Origin of the sequence: Halorubrum distributum JCM 10118 (assembly GCF_000337335.1) — an archaeon.
Classification (GTDB): Archaea; Halobacteriota; Halobacteria; order Halobacteriales; family Haloferacaceae; genus Halorubrum; species Halorubrum distributum.
The window spans coordinates 1-12861 of the sequence record NZ_AOJN01000017.1; the positions used below are offsets into that span (position 1 = coordinate 1).

Below are 12861 nucleotides of genomic sequence, written 5' to 3' on the forward strand. Positions count from 1 at the left end.
CGGCTCTCCGGCGGACGGCGACCGACGCGACGACACCTCCGACGACCACCGAGCCGAGGACGGCGAGGCCGCCGACGACTGGGACGAGACCGTCGCGGCGTGGGACCGCGAGGTCGACGAGTGGGAGGAGGACGTCCGCGAAGACGGCGGCGATGGAGTCGATTCCGTCGATGACGCCGTCGACGGCGATAACGACGCCGCCGACGTCGATCCCGCAGTCGACCGCGACCCCGACCTGACACCCGACGACGCCGACCGCGTGCCGAAGGTCGTCTCGGCGGGCCACATCAACTGGGACGTGACGATCCACGTGGACAGCCTGCCCGAGCCGGACGGGGAGACGCGGATCGACCGGCTCGAACAGTCCGGCGGCGGCAGCGCCGCCAACGTCGCGGTCGGGCTCGTCGACCTGGGCGGCCAGTCGGTCGTCTACGGCAGCGTCGGCGGCGACGAGTCGGGCGCGCTGGCGCTGCGCGAGCTCGCCAGCGCCGGCGTCGACCCCGGGCAGGTCCTCGTCGACGCCGACGAGCCCACCTCGGTGAAGTACGTCATCGTCGACGGCGGCGGCGAGCTGCTGATGCTCGCCAACGACGGCGCCAACGAGTCGTTCTCCGCGGCCGGGCTCGACCGCGACACGCTCGCGGCCGCCGACCACCTCCACCTCACCGGGCAGCAGCCGGAGACCGCGGCGGCGCTCGCGACCGCTGCGGCGGAGTCGGGCGCGACGCGGAGCTTCGACCCCGGCCGCCGCGTCGCGGACCGCGAGTTCGAGGCCGCGCTCCACGCGAGCGACGTCCTGTTCTTAAACGACCGCGAGGCCGACGCGCTCGAAGCGGCGACCGACGTCGACCCGTGGGAGCCGGACGACCGCGTCGTCGCGATCAAGCTCGGCGACGAGGGCGCGACGGTCCGCACCCCGCACGGCAGCGTCTCGCACCCGGGGTTCGACGTCGACCCGGTCGACACGACCGGCGCGGGCGACGCCTTCGCGGCCGGGTTCCTCGCGGCCGCGCTGCGCGAGCCGGAGATCACCGGCGACGGGTTCTCGCACGACCCGCGCGACTACCAGGTTCCGATCCTCGTCGGCAACGCCTGCGGCGCGGTCGCGACCGAGTCGGTGACCGCGCGCACCGACCTCTCGTGGGACCGCGTCCGCGAGACGATGGGCGAGTCGCCCGAGACGGACCTCCTGATCGAGGTCCGCGCCTGACGCGCCGGCGGCTCACCGCCGAGTCGGGCGGTCACCCCTCGTAGTCGAACGCGACCGCGAGGTCGGCGGCGCCGAAGAAGACGAACCGGTACCGGCCGCGGACCAGGTCCGGACACACGCGGAGCGCGTCGGCGTGGGGGCCGCCCTCGACGAGCCCCGACTCGGTCATCTCGAACTCCCACTCCAGGCTCTCGCCCGGCGGGACCCCGATCGCCTCGTCGGTGTAGCCGAACGTCGCGTCGCCGTCGGTCCCGCGGAGCTCGGTCCACCCGTCCTCGGTCCGGAGCTCCAGGTTGTACTTCCCCCGGGTGCCGACGTACTCGACCCGCCCGGAGACGTTCGTCAGCTCGATCCGGAACCGGGTCCCGCGGCCGATCGCGAGGGGATCGGACCCGGGGTCGTCGTCGCCGGGGACCACGACGCGGAGCGCGAGCGGGCCGTCGCCGCCCGCGTCGCTGCCGGCGCCGCCCCCGCCGCCCCAGTTGACATCGCCGTCGTACCCCTGCGGATGGCGCTCGAACCCCTCCGTGTCGCAGTCGAAGCCGGCCGGGACGGTCGAGGGCTCGTGGTCGGGTCGGATCCCGCCCGCGAGGCCCTCCGGGTCGCGGATCCCGTCGCCGTCGCGAACCGTCCCCGTCTCGCCCCAGCCGTCGGTGACCGAGAGCCGCGCCGCGTCGGGGCGGGGATCGCTCGTGACGCGGAGCAGCGCGGCCGAGTACGTGACCGCCTCGCCGCAGGCGACGTCGTCGCTTTCCGCTCCCCGGACGGTCGCGTCCGCGGCGAGGGTCCCGTCCTCGACGGCAACCCCGTCGAACGCGATCTCGTCGTGACAGGTGTCGGGACCGACGGACTCGACGTAGAGCACGACCGACTCGGCGAAGTCGGTCTCCGCGACGAACGCGCGGGCCGCTTCGGGCGCCTCGCCCAGCAGCCACGAGGCGTCTCCCTCCTCGGTGATCAACACGCAGAACCCGCGCCGCTCGGTTCGGTCCCACGACGGGCCCGAGAGGGCGGCGCCGACCTGCTGGACCGCCGTCGTCACTCCCTCCGCGTCTCCGTCGACACCGTCTTCCCCGTCGGTTCCGTCGTTCCCGTCTCCGCCGCTGTCGCCTCCGTCGCCGCCGTCAGTCCCGTTCTCGTCCGCGGGGACGCCGGCCTCGGTACACCCCGCGAGCGCCGCTGCGCTGCCGGCGGCGATGCCGTAGAGTGTCGTCCGTCGCGTGAGATCGGTCATACATCCGGGTACGCGGCCGATATATAAGGGCCTCCTGTAAACGAAAACAGGTGTCTGTCCCATCGCGGCGGGCGGTTTCGTCCGCTCCGTGCGTTCCCGCTCGCTTCACGCCGGCGGCGCGAACAGCGCCTCGATCTCCTCGGCGTCGAGGCCGGCGGCGAGGCCGAGCGCGAGCGCGACGCGCGCCTTCGCGGCCGGGAGGTCGCCGGCGAACGTCACCCCGTGCTCCGCGAGCGTGACGGCGCCGCCGGGCGTCCCGTACACCGGCTCCGTCGGTCCGGCCGGCGGGCGGCCGGCGACGACGACCGGGACGGCGTCGACCGCGTCGGCGATCGCGTCGCCGAGCGCGCCGGTGACGTTCCCGAGGCCCGTGCCCTCGACGACGACCCCGCCGACGCCCGCGTCGAGCGCGCGCTCGATCGCGCCCGCGCCGACCCCGGTCCCCGAGTGGACGACGGGGACCTCGGGCACGTCCGCGGGCCCCTCGATCGCGTCCGCGAGCGGGTCGACCGCGACGCCGCGCTCGGGGGACCGGACCAGCCGCGAGGCCGCGCGGGTGAACGTCGCGACCGGTCCCGCCCCCGGCGCGGTCATCGTCGACAGCGCGTTGCTGTGCCCCTTTACGACGTCGCGCGCGGCGTGGAGCTCGTCGTCGAACGCGACGTGGACGCCCGGCGCGAACCGGTCGTCCGCGGCCGCTCGGACCGCGAGCGCGAGGTTCGCGGGGGCGTCGCTGGAGGGCTCGTCGAGCCGACGCTGCGCGCCCGTGACGACGACCGGCGCGTCGAGGTCGGTGAGGATGTCGAGCGCGAACGCGGTGTCCGCGAGCGTGTCCGTCCCGTGGGTGACGACGACGCCGTCGGCCTCCTCTGCGACCGCGTCGCGCGCGGCCGTCGCCGTCGCGAGCACGTCTCGCCACCGCACGTCGAACCCGGGCTGTGAACACACCTCCCTCGTCGTCACCCGCGCGTGGTCGGCCACGGCCGGCACCGCCGCCACGAGGTCGTCGCCGGTCTTCTCCGGCGCTGCGCCGTCGTCGCCCGGTTCGGAGGCGATGGTGCCGCCGCAGGCGACGACCGCCACCCGGGGTCTGCCTCCGTCGGCGCGCGGGTCGGTTCCGTTCGCGTCTCGCTGTCCGTCGCGGCGCCGACCGGTCGGGGCCTCCCGTCCGTCGCGGCGATCGGTCTCGGTCATACCCCACCTCGCTCCCCGACGGACAAAGCGGTTGGTGCCGCGGCAGTCGTTCCGCGCCCGTCGGTCTCTGACCGTCGCCCGCCTCCGGCGTCGGCGGTCCGACCGGTCCGGTCGCTCCGGATCGGTCGAATCGCCGCGAGGCCGCCGGATCGTCGCCGATCCGGAAACAAAGGATTAGCAGGCTTAATAAACGGTTAAAATATTTCTGAGGCGGTTTTAAAACGTCCCGAGCGACCGAGAAATGTGGTGAAATTCGTCGAACCCTCGTCGGGCTATATGTGGTCCCCCGTCATACAGAGAAGTGTCCATGTCAACCCCCGCTCCCACCCAGATCGCCTCCGGCGAACGGCTCGCCGGGCTGATGACCGGCACCCTCAAGGCCGCCGCCTTCTGGGCGGCCATCGCCATCCCGGCGACGTACCCCGTCCTGCTGTACTCGGGGCTCGACGGCGGCACCGGGCAGCTGTTCGTGGTCCTGCTGTTCGCGAACGCGCTCGCGCTCGCGCTCGGTCACGACTACAAGCGCTGACCGGCGACGCCCGCCCGACGAGGCCCGACCCGAACTGCCCGTCTGAACGCCGACGCGCCGCGTGGACACCGGCGCTTCGCCTTCCTGCCCTCCGCTGTTTCCCTCCTGCCCTCCGCTGTTTCCCTCCTGCCCTCCGCTGTTTCCCTCCTGCCCTCCGCTGTTTCCCTCGCTATCGTTCTCTCCGCCCTCCTTCCGCTGCGCCTCGCTTCCCGCGCCAGCGTCCGCTCTCGAAGCGCTTACCCCCGCCCCGATCCGACTGGGCGTATGAGCGACGAGACCCGCGTCGAGTGGCGCGACTGGGGCCCCGAGGCGTTCGCCGAGGCCGACGAGCGCGACCGCCCGGTGCTGCTCTCGCTGTCGGCCACCTGGTGCGAGGGCTGTCACGAGATGGACGCGATCACCTACGCGGAGCCGCGGATCGCGGCCAACGTCAACGAGGGGTTCGTCCCCGTGCGCGTCGACGTCGACCGCCACCCGCGGGTGCGCGAGCGGTACAACATGGGCGGGTTCCCGACGACCGCCTTCCTCACGCCCGAGGGGAAGCTGCTCACCGGCGCGGGCTACCTCGACGTCGACGGGATGCGGCAGGTGCTCGAATCGGTCCGCGAGATGTGGGCCGACAAGGGCCGCGAGGCGGGGCGCGTCCCCCGCGCGCTCGACGCCGACCTGCCGCCCCGCGGCAAGGTGACCGACGAGATAGAGAGCCACCTGGCGGGCCAGCTGGAGGCGAAGTACGACGCCGAGAACGCCGGCTGGGGGACGGACGCGAAGTTCCCGCTCCCGCGGACTGTCGAGTTCGCGCTGAAGCGGGACCGGAACCGCGCGCTCCGGACGCTCGACGCGGTCCGCGACCACCTCACCGACGACGTCGACGGCGGGTTCTTCCGGTACGCGGGCACCCGCGACTGGGGCGACGTCGCCTACGAGAAGCCGCTCGACACGAACGCGGCCGTGACCCGCGCGTTCGCGAACGCCTTCCTCTACACCGGCGACGAGGCGTACCTCGACCCCGCGCTCGACGCCGTCTCCTTCCTCACCGACGAGCTCTGGACCGGCTACGGCGTCGGGGGCAGCCTCGGTCCCGGGCTCGGCCGCGCCTACTACGCCGCGCCGGCCGCGGACCGCGCGGACCTGGACGAACCGCGCCGCGACCTCACCGTCTTCGCCGGCGGCAACGCGCTCGCCGCGGACGCGCTGCTCGCGGTGGCCGCCTACACCGACGACGAGCGCGCCCGCGAGTACGCCGACCGGATCCTCGACGGCCTCGAACGCGACCTGCTCGACGCCGACAGCGGCGCGGTGACCCACTACCGCGGCAGCGACGACGCCGGGGAGACCGACCTGCTGGAGGACGTCGCCCGCGTCGTCGGGGCGTATGTCCGCGCCGCCGGCGTGCGCGGCGAGGGCGCCGACGTCGCCCGCGCGGTCGCGGACCGGGCGATCGACCGCCTTCACGTCGACGGGTCGTTCGTCGACGGGCCGCGCTCGGGCCCGGGGCTGCTCGACCGGTCGTTCCGGCCGCTCGACGCCAACGTCGAGATGGCGTCGTCCCTGCTCGACCTGGCGGCGCTCACCGGCGCGGAGCGCTACCGCGACGTCGCCCGCGAGACCGCCGAGGCGTTCGCCGGCGCCACCGAGCGGCTGAGCGTTCAGGTCGCCGACTACGGGAGCCTCGCGGGCCGGCTTCGGCGCGGGACGACCGTCATCGCGGTCGGGACAGAGCCCGGGAGCGACCTCCACCGCGCCGCGTGGCGGGTCGCCGACCACGAGAAGGTGATCGCGCCGAACGCCCACGAGGCCGACGCGCCGGCGCCGCGGACGGTCCCGGAGGGGACGGCGGTCGTCCTCGCGGGCGACGGCGCCTCGGAGCCGGCGGAAACGCCGGACGAGTTGATGGACCGGCTCGGCGACGTCCTCGCCTGACGTCCGTCACCGCGCCGGACCGACGAGGGCGATGTCGGCGTCGCGGGCGACCGCCGACGCGACGCCCGACGCGGATCGTAAACGGACGATGCGTTTATACGGGTGCCGAGGCATCCCAGGGTATGGCATCTCTTCGCGACTTGGGCCTCTCCGAGTACGAGGCCCGGGCGTACCGCGCGCTGCTCCGGACCGGGCCGACGACGGCGAAGGACCTCTCGCGGGCCAGCGAGGTCCCGATGGGCCGGATCTACGACGTGCTCAACAGCTTAGAGCAGCACAGTCTGGTCCGCAGTCAGGCCGCGAGCCGGCCGAAGAAGTACGTCGCGGTCGAGCCGGACGCGGCGCTCGACCGCCTCCTCGACGAGAAGAAACAGGAGCTTCAGACGCAGGCCGAGCAGTACGAGTCGGTCGTCGACGACCTCTCGACCGAGCTCGACGCCGGCGAGCCGGTCGACGGCCAGTTCTGGACCGCGGCGGTCGGCGCGGAGGAGGCGACGGACCTCCTCTTAGAGCGGATCGCGGCAGCGGAGCGCCGGGTCGTCGTGGTCGCCGGCGCGCCCGCGACCGGCTTCGACCTCGGCACGATCGGCGAGCGCGTGACCGCCGAGCTGGAGGCCGCGCTTGACCGCGGCGTGGAGATCCGGGTGCTGCTGTCGCCGGCGACGGTCGACGAGCTCCCGCGGAGCGTCGGCCGGCGGTACACCTCGGAGCTGGCCGACATGGAGGGGTTCGAGGTCCGGACGATCCCGGGAATCGACGGGACGTTCAACGTGTTCGACGAGATCGAGGTGTGCATCGAGGTGCCGCACCCGCTGTCGGCGGACGAGCCGTTCGCGATGATCGACGTGAAGGACATCGAGTTCGCGACGAGCGTGAAAGACCAGTTCGAGCCGCGCTGGGCCGAGGCGGAGCCGCTGACGTTCGGGTAAGCGGCTGACGACATCTGTTTATAACCGGTAGTGCGGTGGCGCGTGCCGACGAGCGCCCGCAGGGCGCGAGTCGCACGCGCGAGGGAGCCGCGAGCGAAGCGAGCGGCGAGGCTGGGGAGGTATGAGGCTGCGGTGCGGGGCGGGACTCAAAGGGGCTTTGGAGATGGTCGCAGTCGATCGGTCGTCAATTATTTATAAGCCGGCGGCTGGAGATCTGTCGATCTTCACCGCACCACCACTATCCACTTATAAAAAGCGACGGAATCACCCAAATCCATTTAAAAACGCTCAGCGACCACGTCTACACGCTCTTATCGGTCGAGTTCGTCCCGCAGGTCGCCCAGCCGGACCTCGCGCTCGGCGTGAGCGTTGTGCTGGTGGATCGACTCGTCGTTCGACTGCTTCATGTGGATCACGGCGTCGTCCGAGAGGTGCGGGAACTCCTCGACGGTCCCCTCGGCGAGCGCACGGACGCAGTCCTCGACGAACTTCGCGTCGGCGTGGGCCTCGTAGGTCATGTGGTCCTCGTCGGGCCGCTTCGCCATGTTGTAGATGCGCGCGCTCATCGAGTCGCGCGCGACATCGATCACGTCGCGGAGGTCGACGTCGGGGTGGCCGTCGGTCGTGATCGTCAGCGTCGCGTGGCCGCGCTGGGAGTGGCCCGGCTGGGGGACGGCGTCTAAGAACTCCTCCGTCGTCTCCTCGTCGACGCCCAGCTCGGCGAGCTTGTCGCGGGCCCGCGACTCGCTCATCCCCTGCGAACAGGGGCAGACGGTCATCCCCGTCACCTCGGCGCCGATCTCCTCGCGGGTCCCGTCCTCCGTCGCCTCGGCGCTGGCGACGATCGTCGCCGTGCTCTGCGTCTCGATGCCGGACGCCGGCGTGTCCTCGCGGGTGACCAGCTCCGCCGACATCGACACCTCGGCGGTGGTGGTGTAGTCGTGCTTCTCGAGGAGTCGCTCGGCGGCGTCGCCGCAGACGTCCTCCACGCGGTACGCCTCCTCGCGGGTGATGTCCTCGAGGATCTCGTCGACGGTCGCGAGGTTCCGCGACATGTCGATCCCCTTCCGGCCGCTCGGGAGGTCGACGAACACCTCGAACTCGGCCATGAGGACGATGGGTCGCTTGTCGCCGCGCGCCAGCTTGACGAGCTTCTCTACGCCGGTGACGCCGACCTGTGAGAGCCCGACGGTGACGTCGGGGGCCGAGGCCTGTACGTCCGGCAACTGATGACTCATTACGAACATGATAGGGACTGCCGGGATTAGCCCTTTCGGAAGGGGGAGGTGCGTCCGATTGTCGCGCGCGTGCGACCCGGTCGCGCGTGAGAACGGGGACACCCGACGGCCGCGGCGAGGGCCCGTCGATCGCGGGCCGCCGGAGCCGCGGCGCGCGCCGATCGCCGCGTGTGTGAGGGCTCCACGCCCCGCGGGCCGTAACGCACGATTTATAACGGCGGCAGCGGAAGGTGTCCCAAGACCATGCCGAGTTCCAATGGGCCGCAGAAGGCGACTCGCGACAAGCTCTCGAACAAACCCCGCAACCGCGGCACCTCCCCGCCGCAGCGAGCGATTCAGGAGTTCGAAGAGGGGTCGCAGGTCCACCTCAAGATCGACCCGAGCGTCCCCAAGGGGCGCTTCCACCCGCGGTTCGACGGCCGTACCGGGACCGTCGTCGGCAAGCAGGGCTCCGCGTTCAAAGTCGAGATCCCGGACGGCGGCAAGACGAAGACGCTCATCGTCACCGCCGCCCACATGAGCGCGCAGCAGAACTGAGATGACCATCTTCAAAGAGAAGCTCGACGAGGAGTACGTCACCACCTCCGAGGCGAAGGAGATCCTCGTGGAGATCGAAGACGAGCGCGCGGAAGACGAGGACCGCGACCTCCGCTACGAGCTGGCTCGCGCGATCGAGCACGTCAACCGGTTCGCGAAGCTCGACGCCGACGAGTCCCGCGAGCTCGTCGAGGAGCTGGCCGAGCTCGACCAGATCGACGTGCCCACCGCGGTGAAGATCACCGACCTGCTCCCCGAGGACCGCACCGAGCTCCGTTCGGTGTTCGCCCAAGAGCGCTACTCGCTCGACGGCGAGGAGCTCGACGAGATCCTCGACGTCGTCGCGAAGTACGCCTGACCGCGCATCCCACCCGGCCCGGCGGGACGGGTCGCCGACACGTTTTTTCAGATTTCCGCCCGTAGGTAACCCCGCATGTACCAGACCACCCTCGTGCCGACCGGCGAGGGCGACGCCGCCCTCGACGCGGTCGACGACGCGATCGAGGTCACGGCGGCCGACGGGACGGTACACGTCCTCGGCGTCGTCGAGGAGATACCGATGTACGACCGCTCCGGCAAGCCGGAGAAGTTCGACGAGGACGACCCCGAGCGCCGCGATCGACTGGCGGCGGCGGTCGACCGGGTCGCGGCGGTCGTCGCGGACGCCGGCATCGACAGCGAGACCGCGATCGAATCCGGGGTCCCGGCCCACGAGATCGCCGCGTACGCCGACGAAATCGGCGCGGACGCGGTCGTGATGGGCAAGCGCGGCCTCGACGCGGCGGCCGACGACCTGCTCGGCAGCACGACCGAACGCGTCATCCGGAACGCCGACGCGACGGTCGTCTCCGTCCCGGTGTCCGAGTGACCGGCGGCCCCTCCCGTCCCCCGGATCAGCGATTCCGTCCGGCCTCGATGGCGATCGTCCCGAAGAGGTGCCGCCGTCGCTCGCGGCCGACAGTGTGATCGTCGAGCGCGCGCCGCGCGGCGTCGGTCCGCCCGGCGAGCCGCCCGAGCGGGTCGTCGCCACCCGCGTCGAAGAGCCGGCCGTTCAGCGCCACGAACGCCCGCAGCGCGGCGTTCGCCGCCCGGTTCCCCTCCGGGACGAACGCCGCGACGACGACGGCGTCGCTCAGCTCGCACCAGCGGCGCACGACCGCGTACGGGTCGGGGAACAGCGACGTGACGAACGTCGCGAGGACGCCGTCCGCGGCCGCGACGGGCGGGCGCTCGGCGTCGGCCTCGACGAGCGAGACGTTCTCCCAGCCGCGCCGCTCGACGAGGCCCGCGGCCCGGTCGAGCATCCGCGGCGAGACGTCGACGCCGACCACCCGGCCGGTCGGGCCGACTACGTCGCGGAGCGCGGGGAGGTTCACTCCGGGACCGCAGCCGAACTCGACGACGGTGTCGCCCGGCGAGAGCTCCAGCGCGCGGACGCAGGCGGCGCGGACGCCGCCGACGGACACGGTGGCCCGCGCGAACCAATCGTAGACGCGGGCCCAGGCGTCGTACCCTGCTCGGATCCGGCGCAGCCGGCCCGGCTCTCCCCCGGCGACCTCCGAGTTCACTCGACCGCTCGGGTCTGCGTCGCGGGTCACGGGTCGGCGCCGACCGCCGCGGGCGGCGTCTTCGGCCACCACCGCTCCGGGCCGTCGCGGGCGACGGTCGACTGACACTGCTCGGAGCCTTCGCAGCCCCGCGGCCGCTGGTAGGCTATCCCGCGCTCCGCGAGGTAGGTCACGTACCCGTCGTCGACGCGGTCGAGCTTCTCGTGGCACACCCACCGCTTCCCGCAGGTCCCGGCCGCGACGTTCCGGTACGGACAGGTGAACCGCGTCTCCTCGATCCCGCCCGCCGACGCGGTCTCGTCGATCCGCACGCCGACCGATCGGTACGCGAGCCGGAGGCGCCGGACGACCGCGCGCGGCGACGACGCGCCGAGGAACAGGAGGTGCGCGAGCACGTACCCGAAGTCGTGGAGCAGCCGCTCGCCCCGCGTCAGCGACGCGCGGTCGCCCCCCAGCCGCGACCGGAGCGTGCCGTACCACTCCGCGATCTCGCGGACGTCGTCGCGGAGCGCCGCCGCCTCCGCGAGCGCCTCGCGCCGCTCCCCCAGGGGCGTCGGCCCGTCTGAGAGCCGGAACGAGGGCACCGCCTCGACGTGTTCGAGCACCCGTTCGCGGAGGCAGTCGCCGTCGGCGTGGGCCGCGGCGCGCCGCCTGAGCTCCGGGTACCAGTCCCGCGTCAGGGCGCCGTACGCGCCGTCGAGCAGGTTGTCGATCCGCGCGGTCTCCGCCGCCTCGGTCGCCTCGCCGCCGTCCGAGTCGCTCGACTCGGACGACGGTCCCGGGAACGCCTCGACGAGTCGAACAAGCTCCTCGGGGTCCGGTTTCGCCATGGTATCACGTGGCACCCGAACCCCTTGAATCCGCCCGTCGGCGGTCGCGGCTGCGCCCCGCTCCGCCAGCGGTTTTTTCACCGCTCGGAGCGATAAACGATACATGAACAACGCCGACGGCGACGGGACGCCGGCCGACGATCGAAGCGGGGGCGACGCCGCCGCGGACGACGGCCCGACCGCCGTCCTGCTCGACGTGCTGCCGAACGGGCGGCCGGACGACGACCGCCCGCAGTCCAGTAAGTCGCCGGTGGCGTACGGGCTCGGCGTCGGTTCGTTCGCGCTGTACGAGCTGATGCTCGCCGACGACGCGGACGTCTCGGTGGGCGCTCGCGTCGATCTCGACGGCCCGAGCGTCGGCCGCTACCGCGAGGTGTCGTTCGACGACCTCACCCGGAACGCGGCCGCGGAGATCGAGTACGCCGCGGAGGCCATCGTCGAGGCCGACGAGGAGCGCTTCGTCGACTTCTACAACGAGGCCGGGCCGATCACCCTCCGCCTCCACCAGCTGAACCTGCTGCCCGGAATCGGCAAGAAGCTGCGCAACGATCTCCTCGACGAGCGGAAGCGCGGCCCGTTCGAGAGCTTCGCGGACGTCGAGGAGCGCATCTCCGGGCTCCACCGGCCCCGGGAGGTGATCCTCGAACGGATCGTCGAGGAGATCCGCGAGGACGACCTGAAGTACCGGACGTTCGTCGGCCGCGAGGAGTGACTCCCGCCGCCCCGCTCCGGGCCCGCCGGTACTCCCGAAACGAGGCTTTTACCCGAACACCGCGTGTACCCCGGCTATGACCGACTCATCGACGGGTGAGGGCGCCGCGTACGGGAGTCGCGATCCCGACGCGCTCGCGAGGCGGGCCGGCTCGCGCGCCGACCCCGACCGCGACCAGCACTTCCTCGTCGACGACCGGGTCCTCGACCGGATCCCCGGCTACCTCCCCGAGGACGCGGACGCCAGTCATCTCCTCGAGATCGGCGGCGGCGCGGGCGCGCTCACCGACCGGCTGCTGGCGACGGCGACCGCGGACGCGACCGCCGACCGGGGCGCCGCCGACCGCGACGCCCCCGGCCGCCTGACGGTGATCGAGCGCGACGGCGCCTTCGCCGAGTTCCTCCGCGAGGAGTTCGCGGCCGCGGTCGCCGACGGGCTCCTCGACGTGGTTGAGGGCGACGCGCTCGACGTCGACCTCCCGCCCTTTACCGCCTGCGTCGCCAACCTCCCGTACGGCGTCTCCTCGGAGATCGCCTTCCGGCTGCTCCCCGAGAAGAAGCCGCTCGTGTTGATGTTCCAGGCGGAGTTCGCCGACCGGATGGTCGCCTCGGCCGGCGAGTCGGAGTACGGGCGTCTCTCGGTCTCGGCGCAGCACTACGCCGACGTGGAGATCGTCGAGCGCGTCCCGAAGGAGGCGTTCGACCCCCAGCCGGCCGTCGAGAGCGCGGTCGTGCGCTGTACCCCCCGCGACCCCGACTACGCCGTCGGCGACGAGGCGTTCTTCCTCCGGTTCGTGAAGGCGCTGTTCACGCAGCGGCGCAAGACGGTGCGGAACGCCGTGCGGAACACGGCGCACATCTCGGGGCTCGGTGACCCGGACGCGGTCGTCGACGCCGCGGACGAGGAACTCATGAGCAGCCGCCCCGGCACGCTGGAGCCTGTCTCTTATACACATCT

At 72.4% G+C, this 12861-nt stretch carries 14 protein-coding genes; 9 read left to right on the top strand and 5 right to left on the bottom strand.

Annotated features, from left to right (window positions below; all coding sequences use genetic code 11):
• Nucleotides 1-1210 (top strand): carbohydrate kinase family protein (locus C466_RS01965; protein WP_004599548.1); only part of this gene is annotated, 1210 nt, incomplete at its 5' end.
• A 31-nt stretch (nucleotides 1211-1241) separates the two neighbouring features.
• On the opposite strand, the gene C466_RS01970 is transcribed toward C466_RS01965, so the two are convergent.
• Nucleotides 1242-2444 carry a hypothetical protein gene (locus C466_RS01970; RefSeq protein ID WP_004597184.1) on the bottom strand — a complete coding sequence of 401 codons (1203 nt, stop codon included), beginning with the start codon at nucleotides 2442-2444 and terminating at the stop codon, nucleotides 1242-1244.
• Between the two features lie 105 nt (nucleotides 2445-2549).
• On the bottom strand, nucleotides 2550-3638 hold the full coding sequence (locus tag C466_RS01975) for an asparaginase domain-containing protein (RefSeq protein ID WP_004599549.1): 1089 nt from the start codon (nucleotides 3636-3638) through the stop codon (nucleotides 2550-2552).
• A gap of 307 nt (nucleotides 3639-3945) precedes the next feature.
• Here C466_RS01975 and C466_RS01980 point away from each other — a divergent pair, with 307 nt between their 5' ends.
• The 3 genes from C466_RS01980 to C466_RS01990 all read left to right on the top strand — a co-directional run bounded on the left by C466_RS01980 (nucleotide 3946) and on the right by C466_RS01990 (nucleotide 7019).
• Complete coding sequence (locus C466_RS01980) at nucleotides 3946-4167, top strand: hypothetical protein (RefSeq protein WP_004599550.1); 222 nt, start codon at nucleotides 3946-3948, stop codon at nucleotides 4165-4167.
• Between the two features lie 264 nt (nucleotides 4168-4431).
• Entirely contained in the window at nucleotides 4432-6090 is a 1659-nt protein-coding gene (locus C466_RS01985) for a DUF255 domain-containing protein (protein ID WP_004597173.1), read from the top strand.
• 122 nt (nucleotides 6091-6212) lie between these two features.
• The gene (locus C466_RS01990) at nucleotides 6213-7019 is read left to right on the top strand and encodes a TrmB family transcriptional regulator (protein ID WP_004597171.1); all 807 of its coding nucleotides are present in this window, start codon (nucleotides 6213-6215) and stop codon (nucleotides 7017-7019) included.
• Between the two features lie 311 nt (nucleotides 7020-7330).
• Here C466_RS01990 and mptA read toward each other — a convergent pair whose 3' ends face one another.
• On the bottom strand, nucleotides 7331-8257 hold the full coding sequence (gene mptA, locus C466_RS01995; RefSeq protein ID WP_004597169.1) for a GTP cyclohydrolase MptA: 927 nt from the start codon (nucleotides 8255-8257) through the stop codon (nucleotides 7331-7333).
• Between the two features lie 243 nt (nucleotides 8258-8500).
• On the opposite strand from mptA, the gene C466_RS02000 reads away from it, so the two are divergent.
• From C466_RS02000 to C466_RS02010, 3 genes are all read left to right on the top strand, one after another.
• On the top strand, nucleotides 8501-8794 hold the full coding sequence (locus tag C466_RS02000; protein WP_004597168.1) for a 50S ribosomal protein L21e: 294 nt from the start codon (nucleotides 8501-8503) through the stop codon (nucleotides 8792-8794).
• 1 nt (nucleotide 8795) lies between these two features.
• The gene (locus tag C466_RS02005; protein WP_004597165.1) at nucleotides 8796-9152 is read left to right on the top strand and encodes an RNA polymerase Rpb4 family protein; all 357 of its coding nucleotides are present in this window, start codon (nucleotides 8796-8798) and stop codon (nucleotides 9150-9152) included.
• Nucleotides 9153-9227: 75 nt separating this feature from the next.
• Nucleotides 9228-9662 carry a universal stress protein gene (locus tag C466_RS02010; RefSeq protein WP_004597163.1) on the top strand — a complete coding sequence of 145 codons (435 nt, stop codon included), beginning with the start codon at nucleotides 9228-9230 and terminating at the stop codon, nucleotides 9660-9662.
• Nucleotides 9663-9687: 25 nt separating this feature from the next.
• On the opposite strand, the gene C466_RS02015 is transcribed toward C466_RS02010, so the two are convergent.
• Together C466_RS02015 and C466_RS02020 are read right to left on the bottom strand one after the other, a co-directional pair.
• On the bottom strand, nucleotides 9688-10431 hold the full coding sequence (locus C466_RS02015; RefSeq protein ID WP_004597161.1) for a class I SAM-dependent methyltransferase: 744 nt from the start codon (nucleotides 10429-10431) through the stop codon (nucleotides 9688-9690).
• Nucleotides 10389-11192 carry a hypothetical protein gene (locus C466_RS02020; protein ID WP_004597159.1) on the bottom strand — a complete coding sequence of 268 codons (804 nt, stop codon included), beginning with the start codon at nucleotides 11190-11192 and terminating at the stop codon, nucleotides 10389-10391. The genes C466_RS02015 and C466_RS02020 overlap by 43 nt, the downstream gene beginning before the upstream one ends.
• A 103-nt stretch (nucleotides 11193-11295) precedes the next feature.
• Between C466_RS02020 and C466_RS02025 the strand changes: the two genes are divergently transcribed.
• Nucleotides 11296-11904 carry a DUF655 domain-containing protein gene (locus C466_RS02025; RefSeq protein ID WP_004597157.1) on the top strand — a complete coding sequence of 203 codons (609 nt, stop codon included), beginning with the start codon at nucleotides 11296-11298 and terminating at the stop codon, nucleotides 11902-11904.
• 76 nt (nucleotides 11905-11980) lie between these two features.
• On the top strand, nucleotides 11981-12861 hold an 881-nt coding region (locus C466_RS02030), incomplete at its 3' end, for a 16S ribosomal RNA methyltransferase A (protein WP_004599552.1).